This is a genomic window from Inhella proteolytica (assembly GCF_016093275.1).
In the GTDB taxonomy this organism is placed as follows: Bacteria; Pseudomonadota; Gammaproteobacteria; order Burkholderiales; family Burkholderiaceae_C; genus Inhella; species Inhella proteolytica.
In genome coordinates this window covers 168,373-191,440 of the sequence record NZ_JAEDAK010000005.1, presented here as the reverse complement: position 1 = coordinate 191,440, position 23,068 = coordinate 168,373, and the positions used below count along the sequence as shown (strand labels likewise).

Sequence of the window (23,068 nt, the reverse complement as noted above, 5' to 3'; positions counted from 1 at the left end):
AGCGGTTCAGGGCAGCCGGAACCCCGCCACCGCCTGCACCAGCTGGTTGGCCTGATCGCGCAGGCTGGCCGCCGCCGCCGCGCTCTGCTCCACCAGCGCGGCGTTCTGCTGCGTCGCCTGATCCATCTGGCTGAGGGACTGACCCACCAAGCCCACGCCCTCGCTCTGCTCGGCGCTGGCCACGCTGATCTCGCCCACGATGCCGGTGACGCGCTGGATGGCGGCCACCACTTCACCCATGGTGGCGCCGGCACGGTCCACCAGCTGCGTGCCCTGCTCCACGTGCTCCACGCTGGCGCTGATCAGGGTCTTGATCTCGCGCGCGGCCTCGGCGCTGCGCTGCGCCAGGCTGCGCACCTCGCTGGCCACCACCGCAAAGCCTCGCCCCGCCTCACCGGCGCGCGCGGCCTCCACGGCGGCGTTCAAGGCCAAGATGTTGGTCTGGAAGGCGATGCCGTCGATAACGCCAATGATGTCGGCGATGCGGCGCGAGCTGTCGTGGATGCCGCGCATGGTGGCCACCACCTCGCCCACCACCTGGCCGCCCCGCCCGGCCACGTCGGAAGCGCCTTGCGCGAGCTGGTTGGCCTGCGCCGCGTTGTCGGCGTTCTGACGCACGGTGGCACTCAGCTCATCGGTGGTGCTGGCGGTCTGCTGCAGATTGCTGGCGGTCTGCTCGGTGCGGCTGGAGAGGTCCATATTGCCGTCGGCCACCTCGCTGGCCGCCACCTGCACGCCATCGGCCGCCTGGCGCACTTCACGGATGAGCTCCAGCAGCTTGGCGCGCATGTGCTGCATCTGGCCGAGCAGATGACCGATCTCATCCCGCCCATCCGCTGCGATTTCCAGGCGAAGGTCGCCAGCGGCGATCGCGCTGGCCAGCTCGTCGGCCTTGGCAAAGCCGTTGCGAATGCGCCTGAGCAGGCTCAGGAACATCCAGGTGGCGGGCACACCCACCAGCAAGCCCAAGCCCATGAAGGCGACCAGGATGCGCTGGCTCAGCGTGCTGGCGGCTTGTGCGTGATCCTGCGCGAGCGCCTCCTGGTGCTGGCGCAGCTTCTCCAGGCCGTCGAACAGGGCCTGCCCCTCGCGCCGTCCGGCAGCCAAGAATGCGGCCATGGTGGGGGGCGAGAAGTCACCCGCACGCACGGCGCTGACCGTGGCATCGACCCGCTCCACCCAGGCCTTGCGCAGGCCCTCCAGCTCGGTGACGAGCCGGCGGACCTGGGGTTCCTCGCGCACGGCTTGGTACACCAGCGGCCACAGGGCCTGGTTGGCGCTGCGACGCTGGTCAAAGGTATCCAAGTGCAGCGCGAGTTCGTGGCCGTGGATGCTGAGCAAAGGGCTTTCAGGCGCGTGCTGGAACATCAGCAGCACCTCCAGCCGGTTGGCCTGGTTGGCCTTGATGATCTCGTTGATGCGGTTGATCGTCTGCATGCGCACGCCGGCCACTTCGTTGAGCTGGCGAGAAGTGCTGAACAGGCCCCAAAGGGCCACGCCCGCCATCAGCAGGAAGGCGACCCAGAACAGCGCCATCACGGTCAGAAAGCGCTGCGAGATGCGAACGTTGTTGAGCATGGTCAGCCGTCGAGGGGCACAAAGAGGACGGGCAGGCTAGCCCGACGAGCTGACACGAGGCTTGATACGAGGCCAGAGCGGCCGCCGGAGGGACCGGGGGCCTCAGCGCAGGGTCGTCCGCACCCGGCGCCGCGGGTCAGGGGCTGCGATCCGAGTCCAGCACCACCACCACCCCCAGGGCCCCCACGGACAACAGCCTGCCGTTCACCGTGGTGTACGAGGCCACGCCCAGCGAGTGGTAGCTCGACACGAAGGCCGCCACATCACCCAGGCGCAGCATGGCCGCAAGCTGGTTGCGTTCGGCCACGGCCTGCTTGATCTGAGTGCGGTGGCGCTCGGGCGACGGGTTGAACAGCACCGCGGCGGCCACCACGGCGACCAGGGTGGCCAAGGCGGCGAGACGAGAGGCAGAGGTACGCATGGCGTCATCATGCCCGCTCAGGGGCAGGGGGGCGCCCCGGCTCTCTGTCGCGGTCAACGCGGCACCGTCGAGCGCTCGCTCCAAGGCGCCTCGCGGACCGGCGCGGTGGCGATGCCCACCAGCGGACGGCGGTTCCAGTCGATCACGGAATCGTTGTGCAAGCGGCGAACCACCCACAGGAAGTAGATCGAGGCCGGCACCCCGAGCAGATCAAAGGGCAGCGCCGCGGCGTCGTGGTTCTTGGCCAGGGCGACGATCAGATGCATCGCGGCGCAGGTGGGAAACACCAGCCCCAGCGACAGACCGGACAGCGACCAGGTGCGCTCCAGCACGTAGCGGCGAACTTGGGTTGCCAGCAAATACCAGCCCACCAAACCATAGGCCACCGTCACGAACAGGTTGGCGAACAGGGTCAACGGGGCGAGCGCAGGGCTGGCGGCGCCATCGGCCAGGCGCACCAGGCCCTGCGGGGTGCAAATCTCCGCCTCTGGCAGCACCGGCGCGGGGCTGTGCAGGGACCAGCCCGCCAGCAGGCCCACTCCCCCGAGGCAGGCCGCTGCCACGGCGGCCATATGCACCGGGTTGACCACGAGGATGCGGTCGCCCAGGCCGCCCCGCATCGCCTCCAGGCGCAGCGCGCAGAACACCAGGCCCGCCGGCAGACCCAGCAGAGTGATCCCGAACAAGGCCGGCGAGACGCCGCCGCCCGTGAGCACGCACCAACCATGCACCAGGTGATGCGGCCCGCAGCTCGCCGCCATCAGCGAGAAACCCAGCCCGAAGCGTGACAGGCCGCGCGTGCGGTACTGGCTGTAGGCCTCCCAGGCACTCAGCAGGCCCAGGACGCTGTAGGCCAGGCCAACGAGCAGATTGCCAATGCCGACGACGAGCACCATCATCGTGCGGCTCCGGTCCGGCCGCCCATCGGGGCGCCGATGTGAAACAGGAATTCATCGATGAAGGCGCGGTGGGCACGCCGCGTGCGGCTGCCAGCGGCGGGTTGCAGGCGGGCCTTCCAGCCGCTGGGAGCTTGCCAAAGGGGCTGGCCAAGCAGGGCCGGGATCTCGCCCGCAGCCAACGGACGTGCAAACAGATAGCCCTGCGCCACCGGGCAGCCCATGTCACACAAGGCAAGCGCTTGCTCGACCGTCTCGACACCCTCGGCGATCACATGCTTGCCCATGGCATAGGCCAGACTCAAGATGGAGGAGACGATGGCCAGATCCCCCGTCTCGTCCGGCAGACCATCGATGAAAGCGCGGTCGATCTTGAGCACTTCGACCGGAAGCTCACGCAAGCGACTGAGCGAGGAATGCTCGGTGCCGAAGTCGTCCATTGCCACATACACCCCAAGCTGGCGCACCTGGGTGAGGATCTCCACGACGTCGCTGTTGCGGCGCATGAGCGCGCTCTCGGTCAACTCCAGACAGAGCGCCGTGGGCTCGGTGCCAGTTTGCGCCAGCAGATGCTGCAGCTCAGTCACGAAAGCCGGGTTGTCCAGCTGACGCGGCGAGAGGTTGACCGTCATCGACAGCGTTGGCTCCAAGACGCGCCAGGCCGCGAGCTGATGGCAGGCGCTGCGCAGCACCTGCCAGCCCAACTCGTCGACCAGGCGGCATTCTTCGGCAATGGGTATGAACTCGGCCGGGGACATGGCACCCAGCTCGGGATGCTGCCAACGGGCTAAGGCCTCCACGCCCACCACGCGCCCGGTCACCAGGCTGACCTGGGGTTGATAGTGCACATGCAGCTGCGCCTCACGCAGTGCGATGCGCAGGTCCGATTCGATGCGCAGCCGCCGCAGCACGCGCGCGTGCAGCTCCTCATTGAAGCGCTCCATGCGGTTGCGTCCGCGGCTCTTGGCGGCGTAGAGCGCGGTGTCGGCGTCACGCAGCAATTGCTCGGCCGGCTGCGACCCGGGACGGCACAGGGCCACTCCGATGCTGACCGTGCTGACGACTTCCCGCCCGTCCAGTCGCATGGGCTCGGCCATGGCCGCCAGTACGCAGTGACTGAGCTGGGTGACGGCGGCCACTTCGGTGTCAGGGAGCAACACCACCAGCTCGTCGCCCCCAAAGCGGCTGACGGTGCCGCAACCCGTGCTGCCGGCTTCGACGCAACGGCTGATGCGCCGGCACATTTCGCACAGCAGCTGGTCACCGGCTTCGTGTCCCAGCGAGTCGTTGACGAGCTTGAAGTTGTCGACATCGATGAAGAGCACCGCCACCTGGCCCCGACCGTCACGTGGCTGTGCCAAGGCAGCGGTCAGGCGGTTCAGCAGCACGCCACGTGTGGGCAGGCCAGTCAGCTGATCATGCGTGGCGGCATGCATCAACTCGGCCATCGCCGCCAAGGTTTGCTGCGGCGAGGCAGCCTGCGGATCCGCAGGATGCAGCAAGGCTTCCCCAAGGGCCAACAAGGAGTCGGTACGGCGGGCACTCAGGCGCCGCGCCGACAGGTCCAGGTTCTCGGAATCTGGCGCCTCAGCCATGTGACCGGTCCATGCACACCCTCCCTGCGGCTTCTCTCACCGGCAACGCGCGCCGGCCGGAAGCCTTTTTGTCCGCCGAGCCGGCGGGAGACAAGGGCTGAATGATTGCGGTCTTGGGCCCGGCGTGGCGCAGCAACCCTACGCTCACCATGGGCTTTGCCAGACGGGACGGGTGTGCGGTCGAGACCAAGACGGAGCTCCCTGCATCCTGTGCAGGGGCAAGCGTCCGCAGGTCAGCCCAGGGGTCGCTCAGGCCGATGGCCCGCTGGCCGTGCAGACCCACGGGCGCGCCGCGCCGGATGGTCCTTGCACTGGCAACCCCGCTATCGTGGCGCGGCCCGGGTGGGCCGGCGGTAGACCGGAGGCTTTGCGACCCCGGCTTTCGCACGGGTTTGCCCTTCTGCAATCGGTGGCGTCGATTGGTGCACGGACGGCTGCAGGGTGGCAAGCGGCCGGACGGCGGTGCAGGGCGGCGTTTCGTGAACTATTGACGGGGGCGAGAGCGATGCAGACCGTGCCTTGCGCACGGGGGGCTCCGGCCAGGCTCTGGCAGCCGCCCAGCCAGGCCGCGCGGGACGCGGCCTGTCGTTCAACCGAGGTCGGAAAGTCCTCAGGACCGAGGACTGCCATCCTCGGTGCGCCCCCAGCCACCGGCCTCGAGACGGCCGGTGTCGTTCGATGGGCGTCGGACCGTCCTCAGGACGGTCCTCGGTCCCATCTCACCCACGCTCGCGCTCGTAGGCGCTCGCGCTTCACAGGGCGTCGCGCTGTCCTCAGGACAGCGCTCGGTCCCTGTTCAGCCACACTGCCCCACGTAGCCGCAGGCGGTGCAGAAGTCGCAGCCGTCCTTGTGGATCAAGGTGGCATTGCCGCATTCCGGGCAGGGCCGGCCGGGTTGGACCTGCAGGCTGCCGGCCGGGCTCACCACGCCCTGCGGGGCCGGGGCTTGCAGCACGCCCATGTCGCGCAGCGGATAGCCCTGCTCGTCCAGCACGCCCAGCATGGCGTAGCGGTGAATGACCAGGCGGGCCAGGTAGGCCACGGTACTGGGCCAGGTCTTCTGGCGGCGCTCGCCCTTCAAAGAAGGCTCGAAGGCCATGAAGTCACCCAGGGGCTCGGCGTAGTTCAGGAGCTTCCTCAGCTTCATGCCGATCCAGGCCGGGTCGACGACGCGCATGTCCAGGCTCAGCGTGCGCGCCAGGCCGTCGAGTGCGCGTGGGTAGCGGCCCGAAAGGGCCATGGCGCAGGGCCGGGTGTGCAGCTGGCCGTCCGGGCCGGGCAGGGTGACTTCCTTGAGCGTGAGCGTGAAGTCCTCGTGCGTGGCGGGGTTGACCACGTCCACCGCCCAGGCCAGGGTGCCGTCGGCGCCGGTCTGCGGTTCGCTGCGGCTGAACAGGGCATCGAGCACCGGGGTGGGCTTGCCTTCCTGCAGCGAGCCGAGCTGCTCGCAGCGCCAGCGCAGCAGCGCGCCCAGCGCCGCCACCACGCCAGGGAAGCGGCGCGGCTGGCCATGTGGGGGGAAGGGCATGTCGAAGGCATGCTCCTCGGCCACGGTGGCGAGCTGCTCGAGCTTGAGCTGCAGCCAGCCGGCGTCGTCGGCGCGCAGGTCCATGCTCAGGGTCTTGGCCAGCGCGCCCAAGCCCCGTGGCTGCTCGGCGCCGTTGACCCAGACCTCGAACACGCGGTTGCGGCCGGCCTCATCGGGCCACTCGCCGATGAAGAGGGCGAAGGAGCCATGCGGGTGCCGCACCATGAAGGTCCAGCCCGGGTTGCCGGCGGGCAGATCGGGCCGGCCCGGCCAGCGCAGCGAGGCCAGCACGGGCTGGCTGCTGGCCTTGAGCACCAGGCGCTGATTCGGGTCGCTGACTTGCAGCGGCGCGGGCGGCGGCGTGGGCGTCGTCGACAGCACCGAACCCAGCACCGCATTGGGCCGGTAGGTGGCCAGGCCCTTCAGGCCCAGCTTCCAGGCTTGCAGGTACAGATCCTGGAAGTCGGCAAAGGGGTAGTCGGCCGGCACGTTCACCGTCTTGCTGATGGCCGTGTCGATGTAGGGCGCCACGGCGCCGACCATGGCGGCGTGGTCGGCGGCGCTGATTTCCAGCGCGCTGACGAAGGCCGGCGGCAGCGGCGTGTCGGCGCCGTGCAGGTGGCGGAACAGGCGGTAGGCGTGGTCCTCCACCGCGTATTCCTTGTGCGAGCCATCGGCCTGGCGCTTCTTGCGCTGGTAGGTCCAGCTGAAGGCGGGCTCGATGCCGTTGCTGGCGTTGTCGCAGAAGGCCAGGCTGATGGTGCCGGTGGGGGCGATGGCGAGCAGGTGCGAGTTGCGCAGGCCCACTTCACGGATGCGCTTCTTCAAGGCCTTGGGCAGGCGGTTGGCAAAGCGCTCGCCGGCCAGCATCAGGTCGGCATTGAAGAGCGGGAAGGCGCCACGCTCGGCGGCCAGATTGGCGGAGGCGCGGTAGCTGGCATCGCGCATGACCTCGGCGATGCGCGCGGCCTGGGTGCGGGCGGCCGGGCTGTCATAGCGCAGGCCCAGCATCACCAGGGCGTCGCCCAGGCCGGTGAAGCCCAGGCCGATGCGGCGCTTGGCCATGGCTTCCTCGCGCTGCTGCGGCAGCGGCCAGAGCGTCAGGTCGAGCACGTTGTCGAGCATGCGCACGGCCACGTCCACCACGGCGCTGAAGCGGTTCTCGTCGAAGGCGGCGTTGGGGCTGAAGGGGTCGACGACGAAGCGGGTCAGGTCGATCGAGCCCAGGCAGCAGCAGCCGTAGGGGGGCAGGGGCTCTTCGGCGCAGGGGTTCGTCGCCGTGATGGTCTCGCAGTAGCCGAGGTTGTTGTCCTTGTTGATGCTGTCCAGGAACAGCACGCCGGGCTCGGCGTGGTCGTAGGTGGACTGCATGATCTGATCCCACAGCAGGCGGGCGCGCAGGCGGCGGTAGACCCACTGGCCGTCTTCGCGGCGGTAGGCGCCGGCTTCCTTCAGGGTCTTGCCGGGCTCGGCCTTGTGCGTGAGCTCCACCTCGGCGTCGTCCACCACCGCCTGCATGAAGGCGTCGGTGACGCCGACCGAGAGGTTGAAGTTGCGCAGTTCGCCGCCGTCCTTGGCGTGGATGAAGGCCTCGATGTCGGGGTGGTCGCAGCGCAGCACGCCCATCTGCGCGCCGCGGCGTGCGCCGGCGCTTTCCACCGTCTCGCAGCTGCGGTCGAACACCTTGAGGTAGCTGACCGGGCCGCTGGCCGAGCTTTGCGTCGAACCCACCCAGGCGCCGGCCGGGCGGATGCGCGAGAAGTCATAACCCACGCCGCCGCCGCGGCGCATGGTCTCGGCGGCTTCGGCCAGGGCCTGGTAGATGCCGGGGAAGCCCTCCTCGGGCGTGCTGATGCTGTCGCCGATCGGCTGCACGAAGCAGTTCACCAGCGTGGCGGCCAGGCCGGCGCCGGCGGCGGACTGGATGCGCCCGGCCGGCACGAAGCCCTCGCGCAGCGCCTGCTCGAAGGCCGCGGCCCAGCGCGAACGTGCCTCGGGCGCTTCGGCCTGCGCCAGGGCGGCGGCCACGCGCGTCTGCACGGCTTCGATGCTCTGCTCGTCGCCCTTGGCGTACTTCTCCAGCAGCACCTCGCGGCTGATCGGCTGGGTCTGCAGTTCACTCAAGATGTTTTGGCTCATGACGCTATAGATAGTGTGAGGCGGGCAGCCTAGCCACCACATCTAGTGTCCGCAAGCCGCCCCGGCGGGCATTTGCGGAAACCTTGAAGCGCGTCAAGCGGGCTGCACCCGGCACCCCGCAGATTCCCGCAAGCCGGCCGCCCAGGCAAGGGGGGCGGTGATCCCCCCTGCGCCGGCGGGGGTGCTGCTGGCATGATCGCCGCACCCCCTTCCGCCCGCTTCGGGAGCTCGATGTGTTCCGCCTCCAAGCCGATCAACTGCAGCGTCTTGAGCAAGGCCTGGCGGCCCAATACAGCCAGGAGCTGCAGGCCCATGCGCGCGAATTCGCCCCAGCGCTGACCCAGCTGATGGGTGCGCCCGCCCTGGCCGCCGTGGTGGAGCGGGCGCAGCAGCGCGCCGCCGCCCATGGCCTGGATTGCCGCGGCGCCGTGCGCTTCTATCTGGAGCTGATGCTGCTGCTGGGTAGCGCCTTTGAGAACGACCCGCAGTACCAGGCCCTGCTGGGGCCCACGCTGGCCGACCGCGAAGAGGGCGCACTGGCGCGTGCCGACCGCCTGCACGAGATCCTGCTGGCCTACATCGACGCCGTCTCCGGCCCCACCCACGCGCTGGAGGCCGCGGCCGCCCAGGCCGGCCTGCAATGGGAGTTCGAGCGCCTGCAGGCGCTGGCCCAGCGCCCGCCCGGTGAATGGGTGGGCGCGCTGGCGGCGGCCTGGCCGGCCAAGGCCAAGGTGGTGGGCCCGGCCGCGCTGGAGGCCCTGGTGCGCGCCGCGCAGGCCCAGGCGGCCGAGTGGGCGCAGCAGCGGGGCCCGGCCTGGCACGCCGCCGGGCCCCTGCTGGCGGCGCTGATGCTGAGCTTTGGCCGGGGCTGGCTGCAGGACCCGCAGTTCGGCTGGCTCTCCCAAACCCTGCAGGGCCCGGTGGGCGAGGCCGCCGAGCCGGCGCTGCGCCGCCTGCACCGCCGCTACCTGGCATTCCTGCAGCAGACGCGCGACCTGCTCGCTGCAGCCTGACCACGAGGCGCCCCATGCCGATCTCCGGAAGCCCCCGCCCCGCCAAACCCAGCCAGACGCCCGGCGCCAAGGAGGCCCTGGGCAAGGCAGCCCAGACCTGCGCCAAGGCTGCCAAGCTGCCGCAGCTGATCGACGACGGCGCCAAGGCCCTGACCGGCTCGGACGCCTACAAGGGCTGCCCCCAGGCCGTGAAGGACGAGATCCTCAGCAAGGCCTTCACCGACGAGGAGAAGGGGCAGATCAACGAGGTGCTCGACAAGATGGGCGGGCTGATGGCCTGTGCCAACCACCCCATCAAGCACATCGGCCGCACGGCCAAGGCCATCAGCCGCGACGACAGCGGCTGCCAGGCCGAATCCAGCACCTACGGCGAATGGTTCGAGGACCAGGGCACTTTGATCCTGACCGACGTGGCCAGCAACCCGCTCGATTTCAAGGACAAGGCCACGCAGTTCAAGGGCACGCTGGCGCACGAGCTGACACATGGCCTGACGAACGGCTTCGACCCGCGCACCTGCACCGCCTACGACAACATGGCCGACAACCCGCTGATGCAGGAATGGGCCAAGGCCACCGGCTGGGACCCGACCCTGAGCAACCTGGCCGACCCGAGCAAGGCCCCGACCGACTACGCCCAGACCAATGCCGCCGAGGACCTCTCCGAGACGGTGATGATGTACCTGTACGCGCCCGACGAGCTGAAGAAGAAGTCCCCCGAGCGCGCCGCCTTTGCCAAGAAGCTGCTGGAGGGCGGGCCCTGAGGGGCGCACCGCGCGCGAGCATGGAGAACCGAATGGTGCTGACCGACAACCTGTGGCGCGGCCTCAAGCCCGGGCAGAGCAGCCAGGCCGAGCTGCTGGCCGTGCTGGGGCCGCCCGAGGCCCAGCATGCGAACGTGGCGTATGGCTCGCTGCAGGGCTTGGAGCGCCTGGACTACGGCGCCCAGGGCGGCTCCGCCTACCTGCACGCCGAACGCCTGCTGCTGCTGGCCCTGGCGCCCACGCGCGCCAATGGCCTGCAGGTGGCCATGGAGCCCTGGCGCCAGGCCCTGGGCCGGCCCGAGAACAGCCACATGCTGGCCAGCCGCATGGCCAAGAACGCGCGCATCGTGCTGCACAGCAGCCGCGGCCTGGCCCTGCATGTGCTGGCCGAGCGGGTGCGCCTGGTCGAGCTCTTCCCGGCTCTGACCGAGGCGCAGTACCTGGAGCGGCTCTACGCCCAGCCGCCCGTGTTCACGAAGTAGCAGACAAGCGGAACACCGCCACCGCCTGCACCAGCTGGCCGGCCTGGTTGCGCAGGCTCTCGGCCGCCGCGGCGGATTCCTCCACCAGCGCGGCGTTCTGCTGCGTCACCTGATCCATCTGGTTCACCGCCAGGCTGACCTGGCCGATGCCGCTGGCCTGCTCCGCGCTGGCGGTGCTGATCTCGGCCACGATGGCGCTGACGCGCTGGATGGACTGCACGATCTCGCTCATCGTCTGGCCGGCCTGGTCCACCAGGCTGCTGCCCTGCTCCACGCGTTCCACGCTGGCGCCGATCAGGGCCTTGATCTCGCGCGCCGCTTCGGCACTGCGCTGCGCCAGGCTGCGCACCTCGCCCGCCACCACCGCGAAGCCGCGGCCCTGCTCGCCGGCGCGCGCCGCTTCCACCGCGGCGTTCAGCGCCAGGATGTTGGTCTGGAAGGCGATGCCGTCGATGACGCCAATGATGTCGGCGATCTTGCGGCTGCTGGCCTGGATGCCTTGCATGGTGTCCACCACCCGGCCCACCACCGCGCCGCCCTGCTGCGCCACCGCGGAGGCGGTGTGCGCGAGCTGGTTGGCCTCACGCGCGTTCTCGGCGTTGTGGCGCACGGTGGCGCCCAGCTCATCCAGGGTGGCCGCAGTTTGCTGCAGCGCGCTGGCCTGTTCCTCGGTGCGCTGGCTGAGGTCCGCATTGCCCTGGGCGATCTGGGCGCTCGCGGTGGCCACGGATTCGGCATTGCCGCGCACCGTGGAGACGGTGCCGCCCAGCGTGGCCTGCATGTCGGCCAGCGCAGCCAGCAGGGGCGAGAACTCGTCGCGCTCGGGGTCGCGCACCGTCTGCGTCAGGTCGCCCGCGCGCACCGCCTCGGTCACGCGGCGGGCCAGCTGCATGCGGCGGCGCAGTGCGGCTGTCACCTGCCACACGCACAGGCCCAGGCCCAGCACGGCCAGGGCCACCAGGCCCACCACGGTCCAGAAGATCGCGATCGCATCGACGCGGATGCGCACCAGCTCCTGGGTGAGCATGCGGGTCTGGAACTCGACCGCAGCGGCAAGCTCGCGCAGCAGCGCATTGCGGGCCGGGATGGTGTGTTCCACCAGGTGCGCGAACGCCGCCTCGCGCTGCCCGGCGCGGATCAGCGCCAGCGTGCCCTCGCCCTGCTGCCAGAACGCCGCCAGCAGCGGCGGCGTGGCGGCGAATTGCTGGCGCCCGGCCTCGGTGAACAGGGCGGTGCGGTAGGCCTCCACCAGCTCGTCGATGGCCTTGCGCTTCTCGGCCACATCGGCCAGCGCGGTGTCACGCTCGTGGTCCGTGCGCGCCAGCATGGCATGGCGCAGCTGCAGGGACACCCGCGTCACCGCCAGCTCCAGGGCCGCAACCCGCTGCAGCTGCGGCACGCGGCTCTCACCCGTGCGGCCGGCCAGGCCGTTCACTTCCTGCACGGCCTGGGTCACAAAGTAGGCGGCGGCCAGCAGGGCCAGCGCCAACACGCCACTCAGGGCAAACAAGCGCTTGGCAATGCCCCAGCGTTTCCAAAAACTCATTCGCTACCTCCATGGGTCGGGCCTGCAGTGGCCACCCGAAAAAGGTAACGAAAGTTTGGGCCGCTGGGGCGTGGGTTTACGCCGATGCCGCCACAGGCATCGACAGCCTTTTCACCGCCTTCACGAAGCGCGCCAGCGTGGGCGACAGCTGCCCCGGCGCCAGGCGCACGTCCAGCAGCTGGAAGCTGCCGCGCCGCGCCACCGCATGCGCCAGGGCGGCGGCCAGCTCGCTGCGCGTGCGCACCACCTGGCCCTCGCCGCCCATGCCGGCGGCCATGTGGGCGAAGTCCCATTGGCCGAGGTCGTGGAAGCCGCCCTCGGGCATGAAGGTGCGCAGCATCTCCCAGCCGCCGTTGTTGAAGACGATGACGATCGGATCCAGCCCCAGGCGGCGCGCGTTGCCGAGCTCCCAGCCGGTCATCTGGAAGGCGCCGTCGCCCACCAGGATGATGGGGCGCTCGCCGGTGGCCGCCTGCAGGCCCAGGCCGGCCGGCACGCCATAGCCCATGGTGGCGTAGTAGCCCGGCGCGATCAGGCTGGCGGGCCCGACCTCCATGGCGGTGAACAGGCAGTCGCCCACATCGCTGGCCAGGGGCATGGGGCCTTGCTCGGCCATCAGGTCGTTCAGCGCCGCGGCCACGTCCTGCGGCTGCACGGGTTGCTCGTCCCAGGCCAGGTCGCGCGGGTAGCGCGGCGGGGCGGGCGGCGGGGCCACGGGTTTTTGTGCCTGCGGGTCCAGGCGCGCCAGCAGCGCCTCCACCAGCGCCGCCAGCGGCAGGCCGGGGTAGACGGCATGGCCCATGTGCACGGCGTCGTCGTAGGCGTGGATGGCGTGGCGGAAGTCGATGCGCTTGGCCGAAACGGCGAAGTTGGTGTCGCTGACGATGGCACCGAGCAGCAGCAGCGCGTCCGAACCCTCGACGCGGGCACTCAGGTCCGGATCGCCCGCCAGGCCGAGATACGTTCCCGCCAGCGGCACGCCCTGGCCCACCAGCAGGCCACGGCCCATGAAGGTGGTGACGACCGGCAGCGCCAGGCGGCGCGCCAGCTCGGCCACGCGGGCTTCCAGGCCAAAGCGGCGCACTTCCACGCCCACCACCAGCAGCGGGTCCTTGGCGGCGCGCAGGCGGGCCAGCAGTTCGTCGGCGCAGGCGGCGGCGCGCTCGGCGTCCCAGGCCTTGGGCTGGAAGGCCGGCACCGGGCCGCAGGGCAGGGCCGGGCAGTCGCGCGGGATCTCCAGGTACACCGGGCGCGACTGCTGCAGCGCCACGTCGAGCACGCGGGCGATCTCGGCCGGCGCGCGCTCGGGGTCGTCCAGGCGCGCCCGCGCCGCGGTCACTTCCTCGAACAGGCGCCACTGCGAATCCAGGCTCTTGACCTGGTGGTGCAGCAGCAAGCCGCTGCCGGCCTCGTGCGCGGCCGGCGCGCCCGAAAGCACCACCAGGGGCACGCGCTCGGCAAAGGCGCCGGCCACGGTGTTGACGAGATTGAAGGCCCCCGCGCCGTAGGTGACGGCGGCCACGCCCAAGCCACCACGGGCACGCGCCGCGCCATCGGCCGCGAAGCCCACGCCAGGCTCGTGCGAAAGCGTGCGCAGCGGCAGCCGGCCGTCGCGTTCGATCTCGCGGAACAGCGGCAGGGCGAAGTCGCCCGGGATGCCGAAGATTTCGGTGGCGCCGCGCGCCTTCAGGGCTTGCAGCAGCTGGGAAGTGATCGTGTCCATCAGGAAGGGCGGCGCGTCGCGCGCCAGATCAGCAGGGCGATGAAAAGCGCAATCGCCGCCACGCTGCCCCAGGCCCCGGCCTGGCGCAGCGCCTGCTCTGCGGCCGCATCACCGGCCAGGCGCAGGGCCAGGCTGGCGTGCAGCAGCACGAGTGGAAGGTATTGCGAGGGGTGAAAGGGCAGGCGGATGCGCAGCAGCGCCGGGCCGATCAAGGGCGCATGGCCGAACACCATGGCGAACACGAAGCCCAGCAGCAGGGCGTGCAGCGCGGCGTCGTACACCCAGGTGCCGGCCGGCAGGCCATGGCGGGCGATCAGCGCGCCGGCCAGCGCCAGCCAGGCGTAGCCCGAGAGCAGGCAGATGGCGACGTAACGCGTCAGGCCTGCCGTGCGCACGGTGTGGCGGGCGATGTCATGGCGCAGCAGCCAGACGGCCAAGCCGAGCAGGCTGGCGCCCAGCAGGGGCAGTGCCCAGGGCGCCTCAAACAGCGCCGCGGCGCAGCCCAGCGCGCAGGCGCTGGCCAGCCACCAGAAAGCCGCCTGCGCGGCCGGCCCGCGCGGGCGCAGGCGTGAAAGCTCCAGGCGCTCGGCGGCAATCGTCAGCACCAGAAAGCCCAGCCAGGCCGGCAGCGTGGCGCCGAAGACAAAGCCCAGCGCCCAGCCCAGGCTGCCGAGCAGCTGGCTGGCGGCGCCGGCCACCAGCAGCGCGGCATGGGGCTCGGGCTGGCGCGCCCACAACCAGGTGGTGAGCACCAGCATGCCGACGGCCGAGGCCGCGAACAGCGCCGGCGCCGGACCGCCGAGCAGCAGCGCGGCGCTGCCGGCCCCCGCCAGCAGCGGCACGGCATAGCCCCACAGCGCGCCCAGGGCCACCGCGCGCTCCAGGGCGATCAGCACGCCAAAGAAGCCCAGCAGCATCAGCGGCCCATGCGCACCGGCCGCGGCCGGCACCGGCGCGCCCAGGCCCAGGCGGGCCAGGCCGCCGCTCAGGCCCAGCACCAGGGCGATCAGGCCCAGCGCCAGCAGCGGCAGGCGCTGCCAGGCCACACCCGCACGGGCCGCGCGCGCGGGGGGGCGCGGGGTGGCGGGCAAGGGCAGCTTCAGTTCGTGGGCCATTGCAGCTGCGACCGCGCCTCGGGGCTCATGCGCTCCGGGCCCCAGGGCGGCTCCCACACCAGGTCCACCTCGGCTGGCGGCAAGCCGGGAAAGGCGGCGTCCAGCGCGTCCAGCGCCTGCTCGGCGATCCACTCGCCCATCGGGCAGGCGGCACTGGTCATGCTCAGGCGCACGCGCAGGCCCTCGGGCCGCCAGTCCAGGCCGTAGACCAGGCCGAGGTCGACGATGTTGATGCCGACCTCGGGGTCGATGACGGTGCGCAGGGCGGCGAGCGCGCGTTCGGTGTCCATGCGGCAAGCCTAGGCCGCCGGGGCCTGGCCCGCCTTGCAGGAGATCAAGCCCTCAGCAGGCCGCCACCTCCACTGCGCGGCCCTCGCGCACGCTGCGCAGCAGGGCCTCCACCAGGGCGATGGTGTCGTGCGTCTCGGCGTCGGTGGGCCAGAGCGGGTCGGCCGGCAGGCCGCGCACGCGCGCGGCAAAGGCCTCGGCTTCGAGCCGGAAGCCATCGCCGGGCGGCACGTTCTCGCGCCGGCCCAGGTAGTCGCCCTGGTCGATCACCTCGATCCAGGCCTTGTCCGCGCTCACATGGTTGTAAAAGCCGCAGCTCAGGCCGGCGCGCGCGCCATGGATGCGCACCTGGCGGTGTGGCGAACTATCGAAGCGACAGGCCAGGGTCGCGGTCAGGCCGTCGGCCCAGAGCAGGCTGGCGGCCAGGCCATGGTCCACGCCGCCCTGTTCATGGGCCAGGGCCTGCACGCGCAGCGGCTGGCGGCCGGCCAGGGCGCGCATCAGGCTCAGCGGGTAGACGCCCAGATCCCAAAGCGCGCCGCCCCCGCAGGCCCGGTCGTAGCGGTAGTTGCCGGGCAGATCGAGCGGCACGCCGAACTCGCCCGCGACATGGCGCAGCGGCCCCAGCGCGCCGGCGCGCACCCGGCGCAGCAGCTCCAGGGTCTGCGGCTGGAAGCGGTAGGGGAAGGCCTCCATCAGTACCCGGCCCGCCTGCCGCGCCGCCGCCTGCAGCTCGCGCACCTGGGCGGCGCCCAGGGTCAGCGGCTTTTCGCACAGCACATGCTTGCCCGCCGCCAGCGCGCGCAGGGTCCAGGGCTGGTGCAGGTCGTTGCTGAGCGGGATGTAGACGGCCTCGATGCCGGGGTCTGCCAGCAGAGCTTCGTAGTCCGGCGCCACCTTGGCCACGCCATGGGCGGCGGCAAAGGCCCGCGCACGCGCCGGGTCGCGCGCGGCGATGGCGGCCAGTTCGATGGCGGGCGAGGCGGCCACGCCGCGGGCGAATTCGTGGGCAATGCGGGCGGCGCCCAGGATGCCGAGTCGGAGTGCGGTGTTCATCGCGGCAGTCTCGCCGAGCGCGCCATCACCGCCGGGTGCCGCAGCGAGAGGCGCCCTCCTACCGGCGAACGGGCCCTTGTCCGACACCGCCGGGCGCACCGCCGCACCAGACTGGCCCATGCGGCGTTCGGCCCGCATGCGGACCCTCCATGGCCACCCCTCACTCCTCCGACCCCTGGCAAGAAGACCCGGACCTGCGCCGCCGCCGCGCGCGCGAACCCGGCGCCGGCCGGAGCACGCAGCCGCCCCGGCGCACGCCCGCCAGCCCCGGGTGGCGCCTGCCTCTGGTGCTGCTGCTGGCCCTGCTGCTGGGCTTGCTGTGGAGTCCGTTCGGCCGGCCCTTTCTGCCCTTCTGACCGCGCAGGCTAAACGGCGGGCCCTGCCGCCCCCGCCCGCTGGAAGCCCGGCTGGCCGCCTGTGATGACCTGTGCGCCGGGCGCTTCACGGCGGCCGACCTCTTGGCCGGTTACGCGCTGCTGCTGGCCGAGCGCTTCGGGCGGGGTCTGTGCAAGCCCGCTTAGGGCTTGCGCTTGCCCTCGGGGCAAGCTTGAGACTGGCGGCCAAGTCCTCCGCAAGAGCCCGCCAAAGCCCGCCATGCCCACCCCCTGCCCCTCAGCGCTGCATGCGCTCCACCTGTCCCATCAGCTCCACCACCCAGTCCACGAACACGCGCAGCCGCGTGCTGAGGTGGCGATTGGGCGGGAAGGCGATGTAGAGCGGGATGCGCTCCAGCTCCCAGTCGGGGAACAGGCGCACCAGCTGACCGCTGGCCAGCAGCGGTTCCACCATCACGCTGGCGCCCACCATCACCCCCAGGTCGGCCAGCGCGGCGGCCATGTAGGCGTCGCCGTCGTTGACGGCCAGACGCGCCTGGCCTCGCACCTCCACCACCTCCTCACCGCGACGCAGGGTGTCGGGGATGACCTGGCCGGTGCGGGCCGAGAAGTACTGCACCACCGGAAAGCGCGCCTCGTTGAGCTGCGCCGGGTGGGTGGGCGTGCCGTGGCGTTCCAGGTAGCGCGGCGTGGCGCAGACGAGCAGCTCGAACGCGCCGATGCGCCGCGCCACCAGGGTCGGGTCGCTGATCTCGCCGCCGCGCAGCACGCAGTCCACGCGCTCGGCCAGCAGGTCCACCGGCCGGTCGCTGACGCCCAGCTCCAGCTGGATGTCGGGGTAGCGGGCGTAGAAATCCGGCAGGGCCGGAATGATCATGCTGCGGCCGATGCTGCCGGGCAGATCCACGCGCAGCTTGCCGTGCGGCGTGCGGCCCTGGCGGTTCAGGCTGCCTTCCAGCTCGTCCAGCTCGGCCAGCAGGCGGCTGGCGCGCTCGTAGTAGAGCGCGCCGTCCGGCGTCACGCCCACGCGCCGCGTCGTGCGGTTCAGCAGCTGGGTGCGCAAATGGGCTTCCAGTTCCTGCACACCGCGGGTCAGCGTCGCCTTCGGCATGCCCAGCGCCTCGGCGGCCGCGGTGAAGCTGCCGGTGTCGACGACGCGGATGAAGGCCTGCATGGCAAGAACGCGGTCCATGGCGGGGGTCAGCTGGGGTTAGATGGCAGGATTGTTGGCCGCTTTGGAACAAAGCTGCCATGAATACGGTCTTTATTGATTCAACCCCGCCATCTATCGTTCAGCCCATCATGAACCTGCCCCCGTTCCCCCTGCTCAAGCCCGCCCTGCCGCTGGCCGGCAAGCCCTGGCTGCTGCTGAGCCTGGGGCCGAGCAGCTTCATCGAAGACCGCGACCCGCTGCCGCTGGCGCGGGCGCTGGCCGAGGCCGGCGCGCGGGTGCAGCCGGGCCGCTACCCGCTGGCGCCGGCTCACCCCTTCCCGGCCGCGCTGGACGCCGCCTGGGCCCAGCTGCAGCAACTGGCCGCCGCGCGGCCACGCGGTGCGCGCCTGGGCGTGGCCGGGGTGGAGTCCGGCGGCACCCTGGCCGCGGCCCTGGCCCTGCGCGCCCGCGACGAAGGCCTGCCGCTCGGCGCCCAGATCCTGGTCTCGCCCACGCTGGACCCGATGCTGGCCAGCGCCGCCGCGCGCGACGCGCATCTGGGCGATTGCCAATGCCCGCTGGCCGCCGGCTGGCGCGGCTACCTGGGCCCCTCCTGCGACGCCGCCCACCCCTACGCCACGCCGCTGAGCACCAGCCGCTTGCAGGGCCTGGCGCCGGCGCTTCTGATCACCGGCGGCGCGCGCGACCCGCTGCGCGACGACGCGCAACGCTATGCCGAGCGCCTGCGGGCGGCCGGCGTGGCGCAAGCGCTGATTCCCGTGGGCGGCAGCTGGCTGGCACGGGCCGGCTTCCCGCCCGATGAACAAGAAGACCCCGATGACGGCGTCGATGCCTGGACTCCCGTGAGCCAGGCCGTGCGCGACTTCCTTTCGTCCGCCTGAACTAGTTCCCCCCGTTCCCGCCTCTTGCAGATCGCGCCGATGCCCCCGGCGGCGAGGGGCCTCTCTTTGCCTGTTTCCAGGAGCCCGCCATGAACGCCCCGCTGAACTTCCCCTTGAACCCCCTGCCGGCCCCGCAGCGCCGGCGCCGCATTGCGCTGGCGCTGTCGCTGGCGCTCGGCACCACGCTGCTGGGCGGCTTCCTGGCCGCCTATCCGGGCACCGCGCCCCAGGCCATGGCCCAGGCTGCGCCGCAGGCCATGCCGGTGGCGGTGGCCACGGTGGGCGCACAGACCCTCCAGGCCTGGCAGGGCTTCAGCGGCCGGCTGGAGGCGGTCGAGCGCGTCGAGCTGCGGCCGCGCGTGGCCGGCACCGTGCACAAGGTGCACTTCCGCGAGGGCGCGCTGGTGAAGGCAGGCGATCTGCTGGTCTCGCTGGACCCCGCGCCCTATGCGGTGGAGGTGGCGCGCCAGCGCGCCCAGCTGGAAGCCAGCCGCGCCCGCGCCGCCCATGCCGAGCGCGAGACCGCGCGCGCCCAGACCCTGTGGACCGAGCGCGCGATTGCCCAGCGCGAGCTGGACGACCGCCTGCTGGCCCGCGCCGATGCCCAGGCCCAGGTGGCCGCCGCCCAGGCCGCGCTGGCCGCCGCGCAGCTGAACCTGGACTACACCCAGCTGCGCGCGCCGGTGGCCGGGCGCATCGGCAAGCTGGAGGTCACGGTGGGCAACCAGGTGGCCGCCGGCCCGGGCGCGCCGGTGCTGGCCCGCCTGGTCAGCGTCAGCCCCATCTACGCCAGCTTCGACGCCGACGAGCGCACCGTCCAGCAGGCCCTGGCCGGCGCGCAGCGCCCGGAGCAGGTGCCGGTGCAGATGCGCAGCGCCGCGGGTGAGGCGCTCACCGGCCGCCTGCAGCTGGTGGACAACCAAGTCGACGCCAAGAGCGGCACGCTGCGCCTGCGCGCCGTGTTCGACAACGCCGACGGCCGCCTGACCCCGGGCCAGTTCGCCCGCCTGGAACTCGGCCAGGCGCAACAGCGCACGGCCCTGCTGGTCAACGAGCGCGCGGTGCTGACGGACCAGGACAAACGCTTCGTCTGGGTCGTCGGCGCCGACGACAAGGTGCAGTGGCGCGAGGTGCAGCTGGGTGGGCCCGCGAACGGCCTGCGCGAGGTGATCAGCGGCCTCAAAGCCGGCGAACGCATCGTGCTCAGTGGCCTGCAGCGCGTGCGCCCGGGCAGCCCGGTGGCCCCCACCGTCATCGCCATGGATGCCAAGCCCGAGCTGATCGGCAAGACCGAGGCCCAGGCCGCCCCCACCAAGGGTTGAACCACCATGAACTTCTCGAAATTCTTCATCGACCGGCCGATCTTTGCCGGCGTGCTCTCGCTGCTGATCTTCCTGGCCGGCCTGATCGCCATGCAGGCCCTGCCGATCAGCGAGTACCCCGAAGTCGTGCCGCCCTCGGTGGTGGTACGCGCCACCTACCCGGGCGCCAACCCGAAGGTGATTGCCGAGACCGTGGCGACCCCGCTCGAAGAGGCCCTCAACGGCGTTGAGGACATGCTCTACATGGGCAGCCAGGCCACCACCGATGGCCTGATGACCCTGACCGTCACCTTCAAGCTTGGCACCGACCCCGACAAGGCGCAGCAGCTGGTGCAGAACCGCGTGGCCCAAGCCGAGGCGCGCCTGCCCGAGGAGGTGCGGCGCCTGGGCGTGACGACGGTGAAGTCCAGCCCCGACCTGACCATGGTCGTGCACCTGACCTCGCCGAACGAGCGCTACGACATGACCTATCTGCGCAATTACGCGGTGCTGCAGGTCAAGGACCGGCTGGCGCGCATTCCCGGCGTCGGCCAGGTGCAGCTGTTCGGCTCGGGCGACTACTCGATGCGCGTCTGGCTGGACCCGCAGAAGGTCGCCCAGCATGGCCTGAGCGCTTCGGATGTGGTGCGCGCCGTGCGCGAGCAGAACGTGCAGGCCGCCGCCGGTGTGGTCGGCGCCTCGCCCGGCCTGCCCGGCGTGGATCTGCAGCTCAGCGTCAACGCCCAGGGCCGGCTGCAGACGGAAGAAGAGTTCGGTGACATCGTCATCAAGAGCGGGGCCGACGGCCAGGTCACGCGCCTGAAGGATGTGGCCCGCCTGGAGCTGGGCGCGGCCGACTACGCGCTGCGTTCGCTGCTGAACAACAAGCCCGCCGTGGCGGTGCCGATCTTCCAGGCGCCGGGCGGCAACGCGCTGGCCATCAGCGACGGCGTGCGCGCCACCATGGCCGAGATCGCCAAGACCATGCCCGAGGGCGTGGCCTACGAGATCGTCTACGACCCGACGCAGTTCGTGCGCGCCTCGATCAAGTCGGTCGTCACGACCCTGCTCGAAGCGGTGCTGCTGGTCGTCATCGTCGTCATCGTGTTCCTGCAGACCTGGCGCGCGTCCATCATTCCGCTGCTGGCCGTGCCGGTGTCCATCGTCGGCACCTTCGCGGTGATGCAGGGTTTCGGCTTCAGCATCAATGCGCTGAGCCTGTTCGGCCTGGTGCTGGCGATCGGCATCGTGGTCGACGACGCCATCGTGGTGGTCGAGAACGTCGAGCGCAACATCGCCAATGGGCTGACGCCGCGCGAGGCCACCTACCAGGCGATGCGCGAGGTCAGCGGCCCCATCATCGCCATCGCCCTGGTGCTGATCGCCGTGTTCGTGCCGCTGGCCTTCATCAGCGGCCTGACCGGTCAGTTCTACAAGCAGTTCGCGCTCACCATCGCGATCAGCACGGTGATCTCGGCGCTCAATTCGCTGACGCTCAGCCCGGCACTCTCGGCCCTGCTGCTCAAGCCGCATGGCGCGCCGAAGGATGCGCTCACCCGCGGCATGGACAAGGTCTTCGGCCGCGGCTTCGCGCTCTTCAACCGCGTGTTCGAGCGCGGCAGCCGTGGCTACGGCCAGGGTGTGGGCAAGATGATCGGCCGCAAGAGCCTGATGCTGGCGCTGTATGGCCTGGGCCTGCTGCTGACCCTGGGCCTGTTCAAGGCCGTGCCCGGCGGCTTCGTGCCCATGCAGGACAAGCAGTACCTGATCGGCTTCGCCCAGCTGCCCGATGGCGCCACCCTGGACCGCACCGAGGACGTGATCCGCCGCATGGGCGAGATCGCGCTCAAACACCCCGATGTCGAGAACGCCATCGCCTTTCCGGGTCTGTCCATCAACGGCTTCACGAACAGCAGCAACTCCGGCATCGTCTTCGTCAGCCTCAAGCCCTTCGCGCAGCGCAAGGGCAAGCAGCAGAGCGGCTTTGCGGTCGCGGGTGCGCTGAACCAGCAGTTCGGCGCCATCCCCGATGCCTTCATCGCCATGTTCCCGCCGCCGCCCGTGCAGGGCCTGGGCACCACCGGCGGCTTCAAGCTGCAGATCGAGGACAAGGCCGGCCTGGGCACGGCCGCGCTGGACAAGGCCACCAAGGACTTCCTGGCCAAGGCCCAGGTCGCGCCCGAGCTCGGCGGCTTGTTCAGCAGCTTCCAGGTCAATGTGCCGCAGCTGTATGCCGACCTCGATCGCGTCAAGGCGCGCCAGCTCGGCGTGCCGGTGACCGATGTGTTCGACACCCTGCAGATCTACCTGGGCAGCCAGTACGTGAACGACTTCAACCGCTTCGGCCGCACCTACAGCGTGCGCGTGCAGGCGGATGCCGAGTTCCGTGCCAAGCCCGAGAACATCGGCCAGCTGCAGGTGCGCTCACAGGCCGGCGAGATGATCCCGCTGGCCGCGCTGATGCAGGTCAGGCCGAGCTTCGGGCCCGAGCGGGCGATGCGCTACAACGGCTTCCCGAGTGCCGACATCAATGGCGGCGCCGCGCCCGGCTTCAGCTCGGGCCAGGCCCAGGACGCGGTGACGCGCATCGCCGCCGAGACCCTGCCGCCCGGCATCGGCTTCGAGTGGACCGAGCTGACCTACCAGGAGATCCTGGCCGGCAACAGCGCCGCCTGGGTGTTCCCGCTCGCCATCCTGCTGGTCTTCCTGGTGCTGGCCGCGCAGTACGAAAGCCTGACGCTGCCGGTCGCCATCTTGCTGATCGTGCCCATGGGCCTGCTGAGCGCGATGACGGGCGTGTGGCTCAGCGGTGGCGACAACAACGTCTTCACGCAGATCGGGCTGTTCGTGCTGGTGGGGCTCTCGGCCAAGAACGCGATCCTGATCGTCGAGTTCGCCCGCGAACTGGAGTTCCAGGGCCGCACACCGCTGCAGGCCGCCATCGAGGCCAGCAAGCTGCGCCTGCGTCCGATCCTGATGACCTCGGCCGCCTTCGTCATGGGCGTGCTGCCCCTGGTGCTGAGCACCGGCGCCGGTGCCGAGATGCGCGGTGCCATGGGCGTGGCGGTGTTCGCCGGAATGATCGGCGTGACCGCCTTCGGCCTGGCCCTGACCCCGGTGTTCTATGTGCTGCTGCGCCAGCTGGCCGGCAACCGGCCGCTGCGCCACCACGGCGGGCAGATCGCCGGTGCCACCGGCACGGTCCCGACCCTCGCGCTGGCCGACAAGGAGTGATG

18 protein-coding genes and 1 riboswitch are annotated in these 23,068 nt (G+C 71.0%); of the genes, 7 read left to right on the top strand and 11 right to left on the bottom strand.

Annotated features, from left to right (window positions below; genetic code table 11):
- Window positions 1-6: 6 nt before the first annotated feature.
- From I7X39_RS23685 to I7X39_RS09295, 5 genes are all read right to left on the bottom strand, one after another.
- Complete coding sequence (locus tag I7X39_RS23685) at window positions 7-1,578, bottom strand: methyl-accepting chemotaxis protein (RefSeq protein ID WP_198110880.1); 1,572 nt, start codon at window positions 1,576-1,578, stop codon at window positions 7-9.
- Between the two features lie 136 nt (window positions 1,579-1,714).
- The gene (locus I7X39_RS09310; RefSeq protein WP_232351845.1) at window positions 1,715-1,969 is read right to left on the bottom strand and encodes a hypothetical protein; all 255 of its coding nucleotides are present in this window, start codon (window positions 1,967-1,969) and stop codon (window positions 1,715-1,717) included.
- Window positions 1,970-2,052: 83 nt separating this feature from the next.
- Window positions 2,053-2,898: a hypothetical protein gene (locus tag I7X39_RS09305; RefSeq protein ID WP_198110878.1), complete on the bottom strand. Its 846-nt coding sequence runs from the start codon at window positions 2,896-2,898 to the stop codon at window positions 2,053-2,055.
- Window positions 2,895-4,490 carry a putative bifunctional diguanylate cyclase/phosphodiesterase gene (locus I7X39_RS09300; protein WP_198110877.1) on the bottom strand — a complete coding sequence of 532 codons (1,596 nt, stop codon included), beginning with the start codon at window positions 4,488-4,490 and terminating at the stop codon, window positions 2,895-2,897. Before I7X39_RS09300 ends, I7X39_RS09305 begins: the two co-directional genes overlap by 4 nt.
- 310 nt (window positions 4,491-4,800) lie before the next feature.
- A riboswitch (cyclic di-GMP riboswitch) is annotated at window positions 4,801-4,897 on the bottom strand.
- Window positions 4,898-5,286: 389 nt separating this feature from the next.
- Entirely contained in the window at window positions 5,287-8,157 is a 2,871-nt protein-coding gene (locus I7X39_RS09295) for an adenosylcobalamin-dependent ribonucleoside-diphosphate reductase (RefSeq protein ID WP_198110876.1), read from the bottom strand.
- Window positions 8,158-8,390: 233 nt separating this feature from the next.
- Here I7X39_RS09295 and I7X39_RS09290 point away from each other — a divergent pair, with 233 nt between their 5' ends.
- Genes I7X39_RS09290 through I7X39_RS09280 form a run of 3 tightly spaced genes read left to right on the top strand, consistent with a single transcriptional unit; the run spans window position 8,391 to window position 10,413 of the window.
- The gene (locus tag I7X39_RS09290; protein WP_198110875.1) at window positions 8,391-9,170 is read left to right on the top strand and encodes a hypothetical protein; all 780 of its coding nucleotides are present in this window, start codon (window positions 8,391-8,393) and stop codon (window positions 9,168-9,170) included.
- 14 nt (window positions 9,171-9,184) lie between these two features.
- Window positions 9,185-9,931: a hypothetical protein gene (locus tag I7X39_RS09285; RefSeq protein WP_198110874.1), complete on the top strand. Its 747-nt coding sequence runs from the start codon at window positions 9,185-9,187 to the stop codon at window positions 9,929-9,931.
- Window positions 9,932-9,951: 20 nt separating this feature from the next.
- A complete protein-coding gene (locus tag I7X39_RS09280) occupies window positions 9,952-10,413 on the top strand; it encodes a hypothetical protein (RefSeq protein WP_198110873.1) in 462 nt (153 codons plus the stop codon).
- Here I7X39_RS09280 and I7X39_RS09275 read toward each other — a convergent pair.
- The 5 genes from I7X39_RS09275 to I7X39_RS09255 all read right to left on the bottom strand — a co-directional run bounded on the left by I7X39_RS09275 (window position 10,403) and on the right by I7X39_RS09255 (window position 16,141).
- A complete protein-coding gene (locus I7X39_RS09275) occupies window positions 10,403-11,959 on the bottom strand; it encodes a methyl-accepting chemotaxis protein (RefSeq protein ID WP_198110872.1) in 1,557 nt (518 codons plus the stop codon). The two genes, I7X39_RS09280 and I7X39_RS09275, sit on opposite strands and share 11 nt — an antisense overlap.
- Before the next feature lie 76 nt (window positions 11,960-12,035).
- A complete protein-coding gene (ipdC, locus tag I7X39_RS09270) occupies window positions 12,036-13,682 on the bottom strand; it encodes an indolepyruvate/phenylpyruvate decarboxylase (RefSeq protein ID WP_198110871.1) in 1,647 nt (548 codons plus the stop codon).
- Window positions 13,682-14,797, bottom strand: coding sequence for a DUF8744 domain-containing protein (locus tag I7X39_RS09265; protein ID WP_198110870.1), 1,116 nt, complete (start codon window positions 14,795-14,797; stop codon window positions 13,682-13,684). The genes ipdC and I7X39_RS09265 overlap by 1 nt, the downstream gene beginning before the upstream one ends.
- Entirely contained in the window at window positions 14,782-15,087 is a 306-nt protein-coding gene (locus I7X39_RS09260) for a metal-sulfur cluster assembly factor (RefSeq protein WP_198110869.1), read from the bottom strand. Before I7X39_RS09260 ends, I7X39_RS09265 begins: the two co-directional genes overlap by 16 nt.
- Window positions 15,088-15,139: 52 nt before the next feature.
- Complete coding sequence (locus I7X39_RS09255) at window positions 15,140-16,141, bottom strand: Gfo/Idh/MocA family protein (RefSeq protein ID WP_198110868.1); 1,002 nt, start codon at window positions 16,139-16,141, stop codon at window positions 15,140-15,142.
- Between the two features lie 149 nt (window positions 16,142-16,290).
- Between I7X39_RS09255 and I7X39_RS09250 the strand changes: the two genes are divergently transcribed.
- Window positions 16,291-16,497 (top strand): hypothetical protein, encoded by a 207-nt coding sequence (locus I7X39_RS09250; RefSeq protein WP_198110867.1) that lies wholly within the window; start codon window positions 16,291-16,293, stop codon window positions 16,495-16,497.
- A gap of 256 nt (window positions 16,498-16,753) precedes the next feature.
- Here I7X39_RS09250 and I7X39_RS09245 read toward each other — a convergent pair whose 3' ends face one another.
- Window positions 16,754-17,668 carry a LysR family transcriptional regulator gene (locus I7X39_RS09245; protein WP_198110866.1) on the bottom strand — a complete coding sequence of 305 codons (915 nt, stop codon included), beginning with the start codon at window positions 17,666-17,668 and terminating at the stop codon, window positions 16,754-16,756.
- Window positions 17,669-17,778: 110 nt separating this feature from the next.
- On the opposite strand from I7X39_RS09245, the gene I7X39_RS09240 reads away from it, so the two are divergent.
- From I7X39_RS09240 to I7X39_RS09230, 3 genes are all read left to right on the top strand, one after another.
- Window positions 17,779-18,531, top strand: coding sequence for an alpha/beta hydrolase fold domain-containing protein (locus tag I7X39_RS09240; RefSeq protein WP_198110865.1), 753 nt, complete (start codon window positions 17,779-17,781; stop codon window positions 18,529-18,531).
- An 89-nt stretch (window positions 18,532-18,620) separates the two neighbouring features.
- A complete protein-coding gene (locus I7X39_RS09235; RefSeq protein ID WP_198110864.1) occupies window positions 18,621-19,853 on the top strand; it encodes an efflux RND transporter periplasmic adaptor subunit in 1,233 nt (410 codons plus the stop codon).
- A gap of 6 nt (window positions 19,854-19,859) precedes the next feature.
- On the top strand, window positions 19,860-23,066 hold the full coding sequence (locus I7X39_RS09230) for an efflux RND transporter permease subunit (protein ID WP_198110863.1): 3,207 nt from the start codon (window positions 19,860-19,862) through the stop codon (window positions 23,064-23,066).
- The last annotated feature ends 2 nt before the right edge of the window (window positions 23,067-23,068 follow it).